The sequence below is a fragment of the Akkermansia massiliensis genome, from assembly GCF_023516715.1.
Lineage (GTDB): Bacteria > Verrucomicrobiota > Verrucomicrobiia > Verrucomicrobiales > Akkermansiaceae > Akkermansia > Akkermansia massiliensis.
This window is the reverse complement of the sequence record NZ_JAMGSI010000002.1, coordinates 310,604-326,512: the sequence shown is the minus strand read 5'-3', so window position 1 is coordinate 326,512 and position 15,909 is coordinate 310,604. Positions and strand designations below refer to the sequence as shown.

Here is a 15,909-nt window from a genome sequence, read left to right as displayed (position 1 = left end):
TAACCATGAGAAATTACCTTCTTCTTACCCCCGGCCCGCTGAGCACTTCCGAATCCGTCCGCCAGGCCATGCTTCAGGACTGGTGCACCTGGGACAAGGATTACAACGAGGGCGTGGTCACCGTCATCCGGGAACAGCTTTTGAAGCTGGCGGGGCTGGACGGCGAATACACCACCGTTCTTTTACAGGGCAGCGGCACCTATGCCGTGGAAGCCACGCTGAGCTGCGCCGTCAGGCCGCAGGACAAGCTGCTGATCGTCGCCAACGGTGCGTACGGCAAGCGCATGGGGGACATCGCCCGCCGCCATGGCCTGAATCACGTCCTCGTTTCCCTGAAGGAGACGGCGCCCGTGACGCCGGAGGCCGTGCGGCGCGCGCTGGAGGAACACCCGGACATCACCCACCTGGCCATGGTGCACTGCGAGACCACCACCGGCATTCTGAATCCGGTGGAGGCCGTCGCCAGGGCGATCCGCGGTCGCGGCCTGACGTTCATCGTGGACGCCATGAGCAGCTTCGGCGGCATTCCCATTGACATCCGCAAGCTGGGAATCGACTTCCTGGTCAGCAGCGCGAACAAGTGCATCCAGGGCGTTCCGGGTTTCGGCTTCGTCATTGCCAGACGCTCCTTCCTGTCCCGGTGCGAGGGGGTCTCCCGCTCCCTGTCCCTGGATTTGTATGACCAGTGGGCGGAGATGGAGAAGGGCCATGGCAAGTGGCGCTTTACCTCTCCCACGCATGTGGTGCGCGCCTTCTTCCAGGCCGTGAAGGAGCTGGAAGATGAGGGCGGCGTGGAAGCGCGCCATGACCGGTACCGGGAAAACCATGCGGCGCTGGTGGAGGGGATGCGCCGGAGCGGGTTCCGGACCCTGCTGCCGGACGAACTCCAGTCCCCCATCATCACGTCCTTCCTGTACCCGGAGGAGGATTTTGATTTCCAGAAGTTTTATGAGGCCTTGAAGGAACGGGGATTCGTCATTTACCCCGGCAAGATTTCGGAAGCCCCTACCTTCCGCATCGGCAATATCGGGGACGTGTTCCCGGACGATTTCCGCCGCCTGGCGGAGGCCGTGGCGGATATCCGCCGGAACAAGTAGTTCCCTTCCCATCCATCAATGCCAGCGGGCCGCTGCGGCGGCCAGGAGGTTACCATGCTACAGTTGAAAAACATCAAGAAAGTCTATAACGGAGTTCCCATTCTGAACGGCATCAGCCTGGACATCGGGAAAGGGGAAATCGTCTCCATCCTGGGGCCGTCCGGCAGCGGAAAGACTACGCTGCTGAACGTCATCCTGGGGCTGGCGGAACTGGACGGCGGCCAGATCCTTTTTGACGGGGAGGACGTGAGCGGCACGCCCATGCAGCGGCGCGGCTTCAACATCGTGTTCCAGGATTATGCCCTGTTCCCCAACCTGAACGCCTATCGGAACATCACGTACGGCCTGAAGAACAAGCCGGGGGTCAGCTCCCCCCGTGAGGTGCGGGAGCTGGTGGAGCTGCTGGGCCTGAGCGAACATCTGGACAAGCGCATCGACCAGCTTTCCGGCGGCCAGAAGCAGCGCGTGGCCCTGGCCCGCACGCTGGTGATGAAGCCCCGCATCCTGCTGTTGGACGAACCTCTGAGCGCCCTGGACGGCGTCATCAAGGAGTCCATCAAGTCCCGCATCAAGACGATTGCCCGGGAGTACAACCTGACCACGATCATTGTGACGCATGACCCGGAGGAGGCCCTTACCCTGTCCGACCGGGTGCTGATCCTGAACGAAGGAGGCATTTCCCAGTATTCCACGCCGCGGGAAATCATTTCCAGCCCCAGCAACAGCTTTGTGAAGCAGTTCATCCTGAACCAGCTGGAGATCAAGAGGAATAACATTCTTTCCCTCTTTGAGGGTTCCTATGCATAAAACCCAGATAGAAATCCGGGGCGTGTTCTGGGCGGTTGCCCTGGTGTTCTCCGTCTTCCTGGTCCTGCCCATGGCGCTGCTGCTGGGCAAGTCCTTCCTGGTAGGTGGGGAATCCGGCCTGGGGAATTATACGGCCATGCTGGCCAGCCCGGCATTCCTGGAATCCTTCCGGAACAGTTTTCTGATTTCCGGGATTTCCGCGGCGCTGACCACCGCGCTGGCCTTTTTCCTGGCGTATGCCGTGAACAATACGGGACTGCCGCCCTTGTTCCGCAAGTTCATCGCGGGAATGACGGTGGCGCCCATGTTCCTGCCCACCATCACGTACGGCTTCGTCATCATCTATTCCTTCGGCAGGGAAGGGCTGCTGACGCGGCTGCTGGGGTTCCAGGTGCTGGACATTTACGGGTTCCAGGGAATGCTGCTGGGCTACACCATTTACACGCTGCCGGTCGCCTTCCTGCTGATTAACAACACCTTCAAGTATGTAGACAAGAACTTCGTCATCGTTTCCAAGGTGATGGGGGACGGCCCCGTTCGCACCTTCCTGGGAACGGCCGTGAGGCCGCTGGTGGGTACGCTGGGGGCGGCGCTGATCCAGTCGTTCACGCTGAGTTTTACGGACTTCGGCATTCCCGCCTCCATCGGAGGCAGTTTTGACGTGGTGGCCATCCATTTGTACAATGAAATGCTGGGGGCCATCCCGAACTTCGGCGGCGGCGCGGCGGTCGCCGTTTCCATGCTGCTGCCGTCCATCATCAGCATCCTGCTGATCAATTACCTGGAACGGTACAATTTCCGGTACAACAGGATTTGCCGCCAGGACATCGTCAAAAGCCGCCTGAGGGACGCCGTGTGCGGCGCCGGGTCCCTGGCCGTCATCGGAACCATTGCGGCGGTTTTTGCGGTCATGTTCGTGGTGCCTTTCGTCAGAAACTGGCCTTATGAGGTGGAATTTTCCCTGGAACGCTTCATGCGCATCCTCTCTTCCCGCGGCCTGCTTTCCATTTACGGCAATTCCCTGTGGGTGGCGCTGCTGACCGCGCTGCTGGGCACCCTGCTTTCCTACGGCGCCGCGCTGGCATCCGCGCGCTCCGGGCTGGGGCGGGTGGCCCGCGGCGCGATTGATGGGATAGCCGTGGTGACCAACACCATTCCGGGCATGGTGCTCGGCCTGGCATTCCTGTTCGCCTTCACGGGAACCAGCCTGCAAAACACCTTCCTGATTCTGGTGCTCTGCAACGTGGTCCATTTCTTCACCACGCCCTACCTGATGGGCAAGAGCTCCTTGGAGAAAATGAACAAGGGCTGGGAGGCCACGGCCGCCCTGATGGGTGATTCCTGGCTGAAAACCCTGTGCCGGGTTGTGGTGCCCAATTCGCTGGGAACCGTGCTGGAAATGTTCAGCTATTATTTCATCAACAGCATGATCACGATCAGCGCCGTCATCTTCCTAGTGGGCGCCAGAACGGCCGTGCTGACCACCAAGATCAAGGAATTGCAGCATTACGCGCAGTTTGATTCCATCTTTGTGATGTCCCTCCTGATTCTGGCCACGAATATCCTGGTCCGGGTCATTCTGGGCGGCATTGTCGCCCGATGCACCAAAAAACAATAAAATACCGTCATGAAAAAACAGTCCACCATGATTGCCTGCGCGCTTGCCGTCGTTTCCGGAGTCCTTCTGTGCCTGGGCGGCTGCAATCAGAGCCCGGAGGTAGTGATTTACTCCAACGCGGACGAAGAATCCCGGCTAGCCATGCAGGACGCCCTGGACAGGGCCGGATTTTCCGGACAGTACATTTTTTCCTCCTTCAGCACCTCGGAGCTGGGCGGAAAGATCATGGCGGAGGGCAGCAACATTGAGGCGGACGTGATTACCGCCTCCACCTACTACCTGGAAAGCGCCCAGCAGGCCCACCGGATGTTCGCCCCCCTCTCCTTCACGTTCCATGCCCTGGAAAAGACGCCCGGTTTCTGCGCGCCCCTTACGGCGCAGGAAGGGGCCATTTTCATCAATACGAGGGCGCTTCAGGAGAACGGGCTGCCCCGGCCCGCCTCCCTGAAAGACCTTGCAAGCCCGGCGTACAAGGGATTCATCTCCATTCCCAATATCCGCAGTTCCTCCACGGCATGGCTGATGGTCCAGGCCCTGGTCAGCGCGTACGGGGAGCAGGAGGCGCGACGCCTGCTGCACAGCATTGTGGAGAACGCGGGGCCTCATCTGGAAAATTCCGGTTCCGGACCGCTGAAGAAGGTGCGCGCCGGGGAGGTGGCGATTGCCTTCGGCCTGCGCCACCAGGCCGTGGCGGACAGGAAGGCTGGGCTGCCCATTGATTACGTGGACCCGGCGGAAGGCAATTTCATGCTGACGGAGTCCGTCTGCGTGACGGACAAGGGCGCGGGGGGCAATCCCCTGGCGATGAAGATGGCGGAGACGCTTGTCCGGACCGCCCGCCCCGGCATCCTCAAGGTCTACCCCGTGCCGCTGTATGAGGGGGAAAACTTTAGGGAGGATGCCAGATCGTCCAACGTGAAGGCCTTTCCCGAACCGCTGACGGTAGACTTGCTGAAAAGGCACCAGGCGCTGATGAATTAGGTTTTTTCCCGGCAGAGACGGGTGCCATTCAGGCCGCGGAATACGGTTTCCGCGGCCTGAATGCGTTGGTAAGGCACGGTTTCCAATGGCCGTTCAGAAGAGATAAATTTGGTTTCAGAAGGTCATTTCTGCTGTTCATTGATGAATTTATTGAGTATTTAAAGTTTTTGCTATGATTTTTGAATGACCATTAAATTTATTAAAGTCACTAAAAAAGATAGGATCTGTTATGCCCCGGCGCCGGAACCGGTGGAGCACGGAGACAAGCTGGAAATCATGGAAATGAAGGATGACTCCCTTACGCCGCTGTTGGGGAGGCCCGCCGGATTTTCCCTGTCCAGAAACCCCATGGTGTTCGTCAAAATGAACGACGGGTTCCAGCGCATCCTGATGAAGCATATCCTGTATGTGGAGGCGGGGGGAAGCTACTGCACGCTGCACGTGCACGGCATGTCGTCCATTCTGGTATCCGCCCCGCTGGCGCGGGTGGCCGAGCACCTGGACGGGGAATATTTCATCCGCGTGCACCGTTCCTATCTGGTTAATAAATTACACATAGAGTCCATTGCGGGTAATTTCCTTCAGGTGGGGAATGTTTCCATCCCCGTCAGCAAGTTCATGAAAAAGAAAGTGCTGGGAAGCCTGAACATGCTGTCGTTTTCCAAATAGACCCCGGCCATGGCCGCCGGCGCCGCGGGAAAGCGGAACAGTTCTTCCGGACAGGCGGGATGGAAAAAGCGCCGGAATGACCCCATGATCACAACGTCGCCAAAAGGCGGCACCTCATATTAACCTCAACCAGAAAATAAAATAATATGGCAATTGACAAATCAGCAGCAGATGTGGCGACCTCCTCCCTCAAGTCGCTGCCTTTCGGCAACATCATCGGCGGTCCCCTGGTCGCCTGCGTGGAAGCCCAGGCCCAGGCGGCCCGGACCTCCTGGGAATTCATCCAAAATGTGGGTCTGTACACGGAAGGAGAAGAGAAGAAGACGGTGAATGTCTCCTTCCAGTTCATCAAGGACGGCCACATGGCCCAGATTACGGTTCCCCTTCTGACCATCGTCCCCATCCCCTACATCGCCATCAACTCCATTGACATCAACTTCAAGGCGAATATCAGCGCTTCCGCCGCCAGTACGGAGACGGAGAATTCCTCCAGCTCCGTAGATACCAGTGTTTCCGCCTCTGCAAGATGCTTCTGGGCGCGCGGCAGCATGAACGCCAGCTATTCCAGCAAGAAGGACTCCTCCGCCACGAAGGACTCCAAGTACAGCGTGGAGTACACGATGGACGTGGCCGTTCATGCCGGACAGGACAGCATGCCCGCCGGGATGGCCAAGGTGCTGGAAATGCTGAACAACAGCATTTCCGTGGTATCTCCCACCGGTTCCCTGGAGGTTCAGCATGCCATCCAGGACGATGGAAGCGTGAAGCTGATGACCTCCTACAAGAACAAGGAAGGCCTGTTTGAGCCGGATGCCATCACTCTCCGGATAGGGGACGCCACGGACCCGTTTGATAACGGTGCGGGGAATGAAGCCAAGATTGTGAAAACGGATTCCGGCAAGGAATACACGATTTCCAAGGAAGACGCCAGGAACTGCACGGTGAGCGCCGGAGAGCTCAAGAGGAAGGTGGCCGTGGCCGCTACGCCTGCACAATAACCGGAGCATAACGATTTCTCTTCCATCCCAGAGCCATGTCTCGTCTGAATCTGATTGTCGAATCCCTGCTTAGGGACATTATCGAAGCGCAGCACGCGGCGAACTGCCATGCGGCGGGGCTGGCGCGCCAGTACGGGAAGCACGGCGGTGTGCGTGGCTTCCAGCTTCCCAGCGCCCAGATAGGGTCCCTGGAATTCGATTTGAAGTATGCGGTGACGGGAACCTCCGGGGTGGAGGAGAGGCAGGTGCTGGATGCGGAGCAGTGCAGCCTGTTCCAGCAGGAACTGGCGGAGCGGGTGCCTGCGTATGCCATCCGTTCCATTGTGATGGCCGTGGTGCACTCCAATCTCCCGGCGGATGAGGCGAGAAGTGATTTTTCCTCCCTGCTTGCCAGGGAGGAACAGTGGAAAAGGAATTTCTGCCTCTACCTGGGGAAGAAGATCACTGCGGCTGTTTCCGGCCATGAGGGGGCCCTCCTGCGGGCGGACTCCGGACTGGACAAGGGATTGCTGGCGGAGCTTCTGGCGGATGTGGCGGAGAAGGAATTCATGGACAATCCCGATCTGGCCGACCTGTTCCAGGGTGCCCAGGGGGACGCCCTCAGGCAGGAGTGCCGCACGAACCTCCGGGAAGGCCTCTCCTCCTTCATTGACGTGCTTGCGGAAAAGTATGCGTTCACCCGGCAGGTAAGCAATGTGGTGGTGGACGTGGAGGTGGAGACGGAGAAGCTCAAAAAGATGCCGGAGAACTCCATCCAGACGCTTCACCTCAACATCGCGCCCGCCGCCGTTCCCGCCGTCCTGGCGGAGCAGAATGACGTTTCCGGACTGGCCGCACAATAGTGATATTATTATGAGTGATTCTACAAACAACAAGGTGAACGGGCACATCATGAGCCTGCAGCAGTTGATCTCGGCCCCGCTGGTCGCGACGATTGATGCGGACGCGATGTCCACGGAACGCTACATGAAGCATTTCATGTCCCTGGCTTTCGAGTCCTACAATCCTGCGGACGGTTCCACGGGGGCGCTGAGGCTCATCAGCTTCAATTTTACGGACAGCGACGCTTCCGGCGGCGCGGAGAAGAAAGTCAGCGTGCCGCTCATCAGCCTGGTGACGCTGCCGCTGCTGCAAATCAAGCAGGCGGACTTTGACTTTGACATCAACATCATTGACGCGGTCGCCTCCGCTCCGGATGAACGCTTTTCCCTGAACAAGGGCGAGGTGGATTCCTCCGCCGGAAAGGGGCAGGATGACGGCCTGAACTTCCGCGCTTCCCTGGCGCCCCAGTCCGGGAGGGGTTCCTCCTCTTCCTCCCTACAGGCGAACATGAAAATCCATGTCACCATGCAGCAGGCGGACATGCCTTCCGGCCTGTCCCAATTCCTCCAGCTGACCTCCAGGCCGCATTATGAAGATTCTCCCTCCCAGGAGAAAAAATAACTAATTGAAAGAAAAAAACATGGACCAGAAAACCACTTATTCCTACCAGCGCACTCCGGGGCTTGACTGCCCCAAATGCGGAGTGTATTTCCCCACGACCATTCCGGACCTGTTGTCCGGCGGCATTGAATGCCCCCACTGCGGGCTGAAGCTTTCCATTGACCGGAAGGCTTCCGACCACGCCATGCAGGCCCTGGAAAAGTTCCAGGCCACCATTAACAAGCAACTCCCCGCCGCCTCCCTGTCATGAAGAGACTATTGATCATGCTGTCCGCCGTGCTCTGCATGGCTCTGCCCCCTCTTTCCCGGGCGGAGATGCAGCAGCGGGAACCGCGCCAGCTGGCCGCCGCATGGCAGGAGGTGAAGAAGCAAATTTCAGGCGACGGCCAGTCCATCCGTGTGAGGGACGGCGCCAGGGCGCTTGAACTGCTGGAAGAGCTGGGCGTTTTCTCCGTTCCGGAGGATGGCGTGAAGCTGTCCCGCGGCAGCCTGACCATTACCGTCACGCGCGGGAAGAAGGAGGACCGGGTGTTTTATGTGCTGGCCGTCACGGAAGAGGACGGGACAAGGCGGGAAGTGAAGCTCGTTCCCCCCTCCTGATGACGCGGGAAGAATGCGTTCCTTCCGGGGGGAAGGTTATTCGCTCTCAAAATCCCACACGCGGCGGCGGGCGTTTTTCTTCGTCCGTCCGCCGTTGGCCTTGCGGAAGGGGTCAAAAAGAGGATCCAGCCCGTTACCTTTCAGCAGCAGGCACTGTTCCATCAGGCAGCCAAGTTTTCCCTTGGGAAAGCCCTTGGCCTGGAACCACGCCAGGTATTCCTGGGGCACGTCCATCAGCGGGCACCCCTTGGGCGGGTACTTGGCCGGGCCGTACATGCCGAAGGGGACGTGGGTCTGCGCGATTTCCTCCACCAGTTTTCTCAAATCTTCCGCGTCCGGTATTTTGGGATCGTTCATGGGTTTTGCAGGATGAATTGTTGAAGGCTTTCCGCCAGCCGCGCCGGAGCTTCCAGGGGGAGGCGGTGGCCGGCGCGGGGAATGATGACGGCTTGTTCCCCCGCCGCCCGGCGGGCCAGGGCAGTGAATTTGGGATCACGCTCCCCGGCTATCCATAACTGGGGAACAGGGGACTGGTTCAGGAGCGGGGCCAGGTTTTTCTGGGCGCCCACGGACCAGTCGATGAAAGCGCGGGAGATGGATTTGCGCCACGGTTTCAGGGAAGAACGGTCCGGAGGCGGCGGGCCGCCTTCAAATACGCCCTGCGCGTCCCATTCCTTCAAAAAATCCTCCCATGGCGCGGAGAGGCACTTGACGGCCCATTCTGCGTCCTTCGCGCGCCGGGCCGCTTTTGCCGTTTCATCCTCCATGCCGGGATTGGCGCTGACGAATACGGCGCCTTTCCAGAGGGGGGGATGGGCCAGAACGGCCTGCATGGCCAGCCTGCCTCCCAGGGAATAACCGCAGAGCCAGGGGTGCTTGTCCTGGGCGGCTATTTCAGAGCACAGCACGCGCCCCATGTCCTTCAGGCTCTTGGGGCAGCATTCCAGGTACTTCCAGAGGTTCAGGGCGCGGGCTTCCACTCCCCCGGCGCGCAGGACTTCCATGACGGGTTTCCAGTCCGCCGGAGAGCCCAGGTTACCGTGCAGGAGCCAAAGCATGGTCGGCGCGCCTTCCTATTTCACGCCGTACCCGGCGAGTCCGTTCATAAACATCTGGACGGAAATCATGATGAGCACCATGCCCATCATACGTTCCAGGGCGATCGTCCCTTTTTCCCCCAGCAGGCGCAGGAACTTCTGCGCGATGAAAAGCACCAGTCCGGAGAGGAACCAGGCAGTCACGATGGCGCCGGCATAGGTCATCTGGGAGATGCTGTCCGGGCTCTGGGAGGCGTGCAGCATGATGATGGCCAGGGAGGAGGGGCCGGCCATCAGGGGCATGGCGATGGGAACGATGAAAGGTTCGTCCTGTCCGGTCGTGCGTCCGGCGGAAGAGAGCATGTCCTTGGCGGGAAAGACCATGCCCAGCGCCACGAGGAACAGCAGGATGCCCCCGGAAATATTCAGGGTGGACGGTTCCAGCCCCAGCAGGTCCAGCAGGAATTTCCCGGAGAAGAAGAACAGGAGCAGCAGGCTCAGGGCAAACACAAGCTCCCGCATCAGAATGGCCTTCTGCTGGGCGGCCGAATATTTCTTCAGCATTCCCTGAATCATCGGGGCCAGTCCCACGGGATCAATGACGATGAACAGGAGAATAACGGTGGAAAGGAAGTCCTGCATGGAGTAAGCCCGTTGTAAACGATACGGGCGTGCACGTCAAAGGGAACCGTCGGCAGCGGAAATTTTCCCCGTCCGGATGGCCGTTTTCTCCACCAGTTCCGGAAATGGGTTTTTATATCTGGAAAGCGATTTGAGGGACTTTGGGAGGCTTTGCGCAGGAGACCATGGGATTTTTAGGAGAGGTAATAAGTGTTCTAGAATGACGGTGTACAAGTCGAGCATGTGCCCGAAATGGATTGTATAAGCTACTTCCGGCATCAGGAGGCAGTATTTTTACCGCCTCCAAGGCGATTGATCAACCAAAGAAAAATCTGCCCTCCCTACATATTTTCTCCGAACACCCCGTTCTCCGAATCCGTCCCAGAAGTTTACTTCCAACTCGTATCTCTTGTCATTGCGGAGTAAGTCGAGATATGTCAATAATAAATAGGCATTTTGGATAGGCACTTCATGTTTCTCTCCGGGTTCCAGAGTAATGAAGTGTATGGAGTTCGCTCTACGTTCTATCAGATATGGGGCTCCATACCAAGCTATGGCTTTTTCCATCTTTTTCCCGTTTCCCAGTTTTAAGTAGATATATATGGAAATATTCGGGCCATTATCCTTGAGGGGATAGAAGTCGTCAAAAAGGCGAACCGTCTTTTCGCCCTTGTTCGTGAACACCAGCTTGAAGTCCGGGAAAGCCTCTCTCGCGTCAAACCGGGTTTTTTCCATCACAACGGAGCATTCCACTCCGTTGTCAGCCGTATCCCCCCATGCCGCTGCATGGAGGGACAGGCAAACCAAAATTCCTAAATACCGGAAGATTTTTTTCATCACAGCGAGAGTTTGGCCGTCGCCCGGAGAGTCCCCAGGAAACAATCCTTACCCTGCTGATTATAGTAGCGCGTTTCGAGTTCACAAGAACATTGTTTCCAATCTTCCAGCTCGACTTCATCGAGGAACACCGGAATCGTGACGCTGTATTCCTGGCCGGGGGAAAGCTCCCGGTAGTTCAAGGGACGGTTGAAGGTGATTTTTCCCGTTTCAGCATTCAGGATGCGGACGTTCCCTTGTTCGCTCCTCAACACCGTCAGGAAGAAATAATCAGCCGTTTCGTCGTTGATTTCATCGGGAATGCGGACAGGCTCATTTCCTTCGTTGCGGAAGCACAGCGTAATCCTGCCTTCCGCGAACCGGGAAGTATCCGCAATGGAGAGCTTCAGGGGGGACGGTTCCTCCGCAACGGCCATGCTGCGGGTTTCCCCTTCGCTGACCGGAGGCATGAAACAGGGCGGCTCAATAGCTCCCGGTTCCGTGATTTGATCGGGTACGTTGCTCCATCCATTGGCTTTCGCCTGTTGTATGACTTGGCGGGTAGCTTCATTCAGAGCTTGTTGTCCGGCACAGTAGGGACGGTCATTGGCATCGTCTGGTAATCCTCTGACATAATTATCAACTTCAAACCAGAAGCGCTCCGTCCAAGTGTTGGCATATTCTTGCGCGAATTGGATGACAGTATCCATGTCGGGGACATTCTCAATATTAAAAGTCTTTTCTTCAATTTTTTCTTGAATCTTCATGTGCTTCCAGAAAAACTTGCCTGCATCTTCGTATTGTCGGCAATGGTGATTCTCATGAGCCGAGGAAGCCTCCTTTGTATGCCATGCTCCTACCCCTGGACGAGATTGATAGCCGTTCATTGAGTTAACTGCTGTAATGGCTTCTGCTTCGGTCTTGGGAGGGTTAAGCGTAGCGTCCCTGTAACCTCCAGTGCGTATAACAACGTCAGCACCCCCAGAAACAGCGACAACACGCGTCCTCCAAAGTTTGGCCGCCTCATCCTTGCAAACCGTTACTACGGTAGAGGGTTTAGTTCCTCGTGTTGTGCAGGCGTTATCTTCATCAAGATAGGTAGTTTTCGGTTTTTTAAATTCATATTCGACTTCCTTGGATTCTTCGCATTTGATGTCGGATTCCCTTTCAATCGTCCACAGCTTGATTTTGGGAGAAGGCGAAAATTCACGCTTCATCGTGGAATCTCCTTCATATTTCCCTTCCTGAATCGGTTCCTTGTCCATCGTGACGTTGAACGCGATCGCGTTGTTGCTGGTAGGATCATAGGCGTTGTTGGTCCACGACAAGGCAACCTTGTAATAACCAGCTTTCAAATATCTGGAAGCCGTTTTGATATTCAGCTTGCCGTTGGGTTTATCTCCCTTCTTTTCGCAAAGCTTATCACCAGTTATTGTAATACTGCCGGAGTCGTCGGCCTCTACGCCGAAGTAATACAGGCCGTCTTCTTCGACCTTGATGAACATTTCCGGAGCACCGGGACAAGTGGCGTGTTCACACGCCGACCCGTCAAAGTTGAACGTCATCGCATCGACTCCGAGCTTCTGAGGGATGAGAGCCTGGTACCCGTCGCAGATGACCTTCGGGCCAACAGCCTTGTTTAGAGGAATATAGTTATTCATTTTCCTGATCGTTTTTTGTTTCTGAACCAAACGTTTAGTTCACCGGGAATCATGAAGAGTTCCTGGGCCAGCAACAACACGCCTCAGACGTGATAAGAAGACGAACTTCGACCGCCTTCACGAAAAGACTGCCAAATGAATATTCTCTGATCTATGCCAGAAACCACCCCGGTTCAATCCGAAGGTTTTTACAGAACAAAATGGATGCTTTGACAATCGATTCAAGGAAGAAAAAACAGGAAGCAATCCGAAGAGAGAATTGCAAATGCTCTACCGATTCCAGGGCGATTGATCGACCACGGAGAAATTTTCTCTCCCTACATACTTCCTCCAAATACCGGGATCTCCATACCCATCCCGAAAGATTACTTCCAACTCATAGTTCTCACCATTGCGAAGACGGCGTAAAGGCCCAAAATAGTGCATCAACAGATAAGCATCCTTAATGAGCACTTCATGCTTTTCTCCGGGCTTCAGCGTAATAAAATTCAAGAAACGTCCTCGTTCAATGCAATAATGAGGGTAATATGCTGCTACCTTTTTCCTTTTCTCTTTTCCCAGTTCCGAAAAAATCTCTATGGAAATATGCGGCCCGTCATCCTTCAGGGGATAGAAGTCGTCGAACAGGCGAACGGTCTTTTCGCCCTTGTTCGTGAACACCAGCTTGAAGTCCGGGAAAGCCGCCCTCGCGTCAAACTCGGTCTTTTCCATCACCACGGAACATTCAATCCCGTTGTCGGCCATGTCCCCCCATGCCGCTGCATGGAGGGGCAGGCAAACCAAAATTCCTAAATACCGGAAGATTTTTTTCATCACAGCGAGAGTTTGGCCGTCGCCCGGAGAGTCCCCAGGAAACAATCCTTACCCTGCTGATTATAGTAGCGCGTTTCGAGTTCACAAGAACATTGTTTCCAATCTTCCAGCCCGACTTCATCGAGGAACACCGGAATCGTGACGCTGTATTCCTGGCCGGGGGCAAGCTCCCGGTAGTTCAAGGGCCGCTGGAAGGTCATGGTACCGATTTCCCTGTTCAGAACGCGCATTTTCCCCTGTTCCGTTCTCAACAACGTCACGAAAAAGAAATTGGACGTTTCGTCGTTGATTTCGTCCGGAATCCGGACAGGCTCATTTCCTTCGTTGCGGAAGCACAGCGTAATCCTGCCTTCCGCGAACCGGGAAGTATCCGCAATGGAGAGCTTCAGGGGGGACGGTTCCTCCGCAACGGCCATGCTGCGGGTTTCCCCTTCGCTGACCGGAGGCATGAAACAGGGCGGCTCAATCGTACCGGGCTTTGTGATGAACCTGGGTACATTGTTCCACCCCATCGCGTCGGCCAGACGGATGACATGGGCGGTTGCTTCGTTCAGGACTTCCTGTCCGGCGCAATAGGGCCTGTCATTGGCCTGATCCGGCAACGCCAGAACATAGGCCGACGTTTCTGTCCAAAGGTCCAACGCCATTTCATTGGCAAGCGATTGCATGAATTTGACGGCTTCATCCATGTCCGGTTCTTCGTCGCAGGAGAGAGTCTCCTTTTCAAGCATTTCCTGTATTTTGGATTCCTTCCAATAGAACTTGTAGGCATCCTCCCATTGACGGCGGTGATGTTCTTCATGGGCTAGGGAAGCTTGCGGCGTGTGCCATGTGCCCACTCTTCCTCGTGCCTGGTAGCCGTTCATTTCGTTGACAGCCTCAATAGCCTCTTCCTCGTCGAGAGGAGGATTAAAATAGGGGTCAATGTAGCTTCCCTGATACACCTTTAGTTCGGCTCCGGCAGAAACGGAAACAACACGGCACTTCCATACGTTTTCCGCTTCATCTTTGCAAACCGTCACGCAAATCTTAGGTCTCATGCCCTTTACATTGCAGTCAGCATGCCCTTCCAAATAGACGGGTTCCGGACTTTCAAATTCCAGCTCCACTTTCTTGGACGGTTCACAGGTAATGTTGGATTCCTTTTCAATCGTCCACAGCTTGATTTTGGGAGAAGGTGAGAATTCCCGCCTCATCGTCGAGTTGCCTTCATACTTCCCTGCCTGAATGGGTTCCTTGTCCATCGTCACATTGAATGCGGCTGCATTGTTGCTGACGGGATCGTAGGCATTATTCTCGTAAGACAGGGCCACCTTGTAATAACCAGCTTTCAGGAACCTGGAATCGGTTTCAATATTCAGCTTGCCGTTGGGCTGCGTCCCATCCTTTTTTATAGCTTGCTCACCGGCAATCGTAAGGCTGCCCGTATCGTCGGCCTCTACGCCGAAATAATACAGGCCGTCTTCTTCGACCTTGATGAACATTTCCGGAGCACCGGGACAAGTGGCGTGCTCGCACGCCGACCCGTCAAAGTTGAACGTTATCGCATCGACTCCGAGCTTCTGAGGGATGAGAGCCTGGTACCCGTCGCAGATGACCTTCGGGCCGACTGCCTTGTTTAGAGGAATATAGTTATTCATTTTCCTGATCGTTTCTTGTTTCCGAACTAAACGTTTAGTTCTACGATGAACATGGCAAATTCCAGGGAAGGCAACAACAATCCTCATGCGGGATAAGAGTCGATTCCTGGAAGAATCGGCCGTCTTTGGATATCTGCCGTATCATCCGGACAGAACGCCCGAAAGAAAGGGAAAAATCTTTGGCCGTCTCATATGAAAAATTGGCGTATGCCATTCATTACCAGCTAATACAGTTGTTGCAGTTGGATGTATTTCTTCGCAAATAGGTTAATTGGTGCAGCAGCTACCGGGCCTGATAGCTGCGCCCTTCCTGCCGGATAAATCCCCTATTCCGGATGGCCGTTTTCTTCGCCAGTTCCGGGGTTTGGAAACTCTGCCTTCCGTTCCGGATGGAGACTAGCAAGACGGGGGGGGGGGGAAGGCACAGCCATGGCCGGAAGAGAAAAGGCTTTATAACAGTGGGGGCCGGGGCAGCGCGGCGTTCCTACGGTTCCGGTGTCCGGTGTTCCCGTTTGCGGAGAAAACCGGTTTTCAGGAAGGCGGATTCGGGACGGGGAGGAAAGAAATCCGGTTTGCCCGGCGAAGAGTTTCCGCTCCCTGGGCCGGGAACGAAGAATGCTTCCGTTTCCGGAGTTACAGAAGGAGGTCCTGGATGTTGTCCGAGGAGATGACGCCCGTTTCCGTGGAGGACAGCACGCAGAGAGCGTCCACCAGGTTTTCCTGGCCCAGAGCCAGACCGGCTTCTTCCACCAGCACATCGTCAATGTTCAGGGTGGCGATGGAGAGGGGGGGCGTTTGCGGAGCAGAGGGTTCCATCAGGGCTGCAATGCCGATGACGGCAGCCACCAGGGCCGCCGCCGCGGCGCCCCAGATGCGGAAGGAGTTCCGCTTGAAGTGGTGGATGGATTCCGCCGGAACGGCGGTGGCGTGTTCTTCCCCGGCAATACGCATCATGACCCTGCGGGCAAAATCATCCCCCGGCGCAGGCTGGGAGGCATGGCCCAGAATCTGCCAGAGTTTTGTATCGTCCTGTTCGTTCATTATGGTGTTTCTGCTGAGGTTTCCATGAATAAAAACACCGGAAAGCGGGTCCGGTTTCTTGGCGGAG

General features: G+C 56.2%; 18 protein-coding genes. 10 read left to right on the top strand and 8 right to left on the bottom strand.

Annotation, left to right across the window (positions count from 1 at the left end; translation table 11 throughout):
• Positions 1-5: 5 nt before the first annotated feature.
• From phnW to M8N44_RS09065, 10 genes are all read left to right on the top strand, one after another.
• Positions 6-1,097 (top strand): 2-aminoethylphosphonate--pyruvate transaminase, encoded by a 1,092-nt coding sequence (gene phnW, locus M8N44_RS09110; protein ID WP_102728616.1) that lies wholly within the window; start codon positions 6-8, stop codon positions 1,095-1,097.
• Between the two features lie 54 nt (positions 1,098-1,151).
• Positions 1,152-1,904, top strand: a complete 753-nt coding sequence (locus tag M8N44_RS09105; protein WP_102728707.1) for an ABC transporter ATP-binding protein — start codon at positions 1,152-1,154, stop codon at positions 1,902-1,904.
• Entirely contained in the window at positions 1,897-3,522 is a 1,626-nt protein-coding gene (locus M8N44_RS09100) for an ABC transporter permease subunit (protein WP_102728617.1), read from the top strand. Before M8N44_RS09105 ends, M8N44_RS09100 begins: the two co-directional genes overlap by 8 nt.
• Positions 3,523-3,531: 9 nt before the next feature.
• Complete coding sequence (locus M8N44_RS09095) at positions 3,532-4,503, top strand: extracellular solute-binding protein (protein WP_102728618.1); 972 nt, start codon at positions 3,532-3,534, stop codon at positions 4,501-4,503.
• A 183-nt stretch (positions 4,504-4,686) separates the two neighbouring features.
• Complete coding sequence (locus M8N44_RS09090) at positions 4,687-5,172, top strand: LytR/AlgR family response regulator transcription factor (RefSeq protein WP_022397887.1); 486 nt, start codon at positions 4,687-4,689, stop codon at positions 5,170-5,172.
• A 146-nt stretch (positions 5,173-5,318) separates the two neighbouring features.
• Positions 5,319-6,170 carry a DUF2589 domain-containing protein gene (locus M8N44_RS09085; RefSeq protein WP_022397889.1) on the top strand — a complete coding sequence of 284 codons (852 nt, stop codon included), beginning with the start codon at positions 5,319-5,321 and terminating at the stop codon, positions 6,168-6,170.
• Between the two features lie 35 nt (positions 6,171-6,205).
• Positions 6,206-7,012: a hypothetical protein gene (locus M8N44_RS09080; protein ID WP_022397890.1), complete on the top strand. Its 807-nt coding sequence runs from the start codon at positions 6,206-6,208 to the stop codon at positions 7,010-7,012.
• Between the two features lie 10 nt (positions 7,013-7,022).
• Positions 7,023-7,613 carry a DUF2589 domain-containing protein gene (locus M8N44_RS09075; protein WP_102725786.1) on the top strand — a complete coding sequence of 197 codons (591 nt, stop codon included), beginning with the start codon at positions 7,023-7,025 and terminating at the stop codon, positions 7,611-7,613.
• Between the two features lie 19 nt (positions 7,614-7,632).
• Complete coding sequence (locus tag M8N44_RS09070) at positions 7,633-7,863, top strand: hypothetical protein (protein ID WP_022397892.1); 231 nt, start codon at positions 7,633-7,635, stop codon at positions 7,861-7,863.
• A complete protein-coding gene (locus tag M8N44_RS09065) occupies positions 7,860-8,213 on the top strand; it encodes a hypothetical protein (protein ID WP_146021145.1) in 354 nt (117 codons plus the stop codon). The genes M8N44_RS09070 and M8N44_RS09065 overlap by 4 nt, the downstream gene beginning before the upstream one ends.
• A gap of 36 nt (positions 8,214-8,249) precedes the next feature.
• Here the strand turns inward: M8N44_RS09065 and M8N44_RS09060 are convergent, their stop codons facing one another.
• The 8 genes from M8N44_RS09060 to M8N44_RS09025 all read right to left on the bottom strand — a co-directional run bounded on the left by M8N44_RS09060 (position 8,250) and on the right by M8N44_RS09025 (position 15,842).
• Complete coding sequence (locus tag M8N44_RS09060; protein ID WP_102728620.1) at positions 8,250-8,570, bottom strand: DUF3820 family protein; 321 nt, start codon at positions 8,568-8,570, stop codon at positions 8,250-8,252.
• Positions 8,567-9,271 (bottom strand): alpha/beta fold hydrolase, encoded by a 705-nt coding sequence (locus tag M8N44_RS09055; RefSeq protein ID WP_102728621.1) that lies wholly within the window; start codon positions 9,269-9,271, stop codon positions 8,567-8,569. The genes M8N44_RS09060 and M8N44_RS09055 overlap by 4 nt, the downstream gene beginning before the upstream one ends.
• A 15-nt stretch (positions 9,272-9,286) precedes the next feature.
• The gene (locus tag M8N44_RS09050) at positions 9,287-9,892 is read right to left on the bottom strand and encodes a MarC family protein (RefSeq protein WP_102728622.1); all 606 of its coding nucleotides are present in this window, start codon (positions 9,890-9,892) and stop codon (positions 9,287-9,289) included.
• Positions 9,893-10,165: 273 nt separating this feature from the next.
• The gene (locus tag M8N44_RS09045) at positions 10,166-10,708 is read right to left on the bottom strand and encodes a hypothetical protein (RefSeq protein ID WP_102728623.1); all 543 of its coding nucleotides are present in this window, start codon (positions 10,706-10,708) and stop codon (positions 10,166-10,168) included.
• On the bottom strand, positions 10,708-12,348 hold the full coding sequence (locus M8N44_RS09040; RefSeq protein ID WP_102721319.1) for a PA14 domain-containing protein: 1,641 nt from the start codon (positions 12,346-12,348) through the stop codon (positions 10,708-10,710). The genes M8N44_RS09045 and M8N44_RS09040 overlap by 1 nt, the downstream gene beginning before the upstream one ends.
• A gap of 270 nt (positions 12,349-12,618) precedes the next feature.
• Positions 12,619-13,161, bottom strand: a complete 543-nt coding sequence (locus M8N44_RS09035) for a hypothetical protein (RefSeq protein ID WP_102729203.1) — start codon at positions 13,159-13,161, stop codon at positions 12,619-12,621.
• Positions 13,161-14,801: a PA14 domain-containing protein gene (locus M8N44_RS09030; protein WP_102749283.1), complete on the bottom strand. Its 1,641-nt coding sequence runs from the start codon at positions 14,799-14,801 to the stop codon at positions 13,161-13,163. The genes M8N44_RS09035 and M8N44_RS09030 overlap by 1 nt, the downstream gene beginning before the upstream one ends.
• Before the next feature lie 633 nt (positions 14,802-15,434).
• Positions 15,435-15,842: a hypothetical protein gene (locus M8N44_RS09025; protein ID WP_102721163.1), complete on the bottom strand. Its 408-nt coding sequence runs from the start codon at positions 15,840-15,842 to the stop codon at positions 15,435-15,437.
• Positions 15,843-15,909 lie beyond the last annotated feature (67 nt).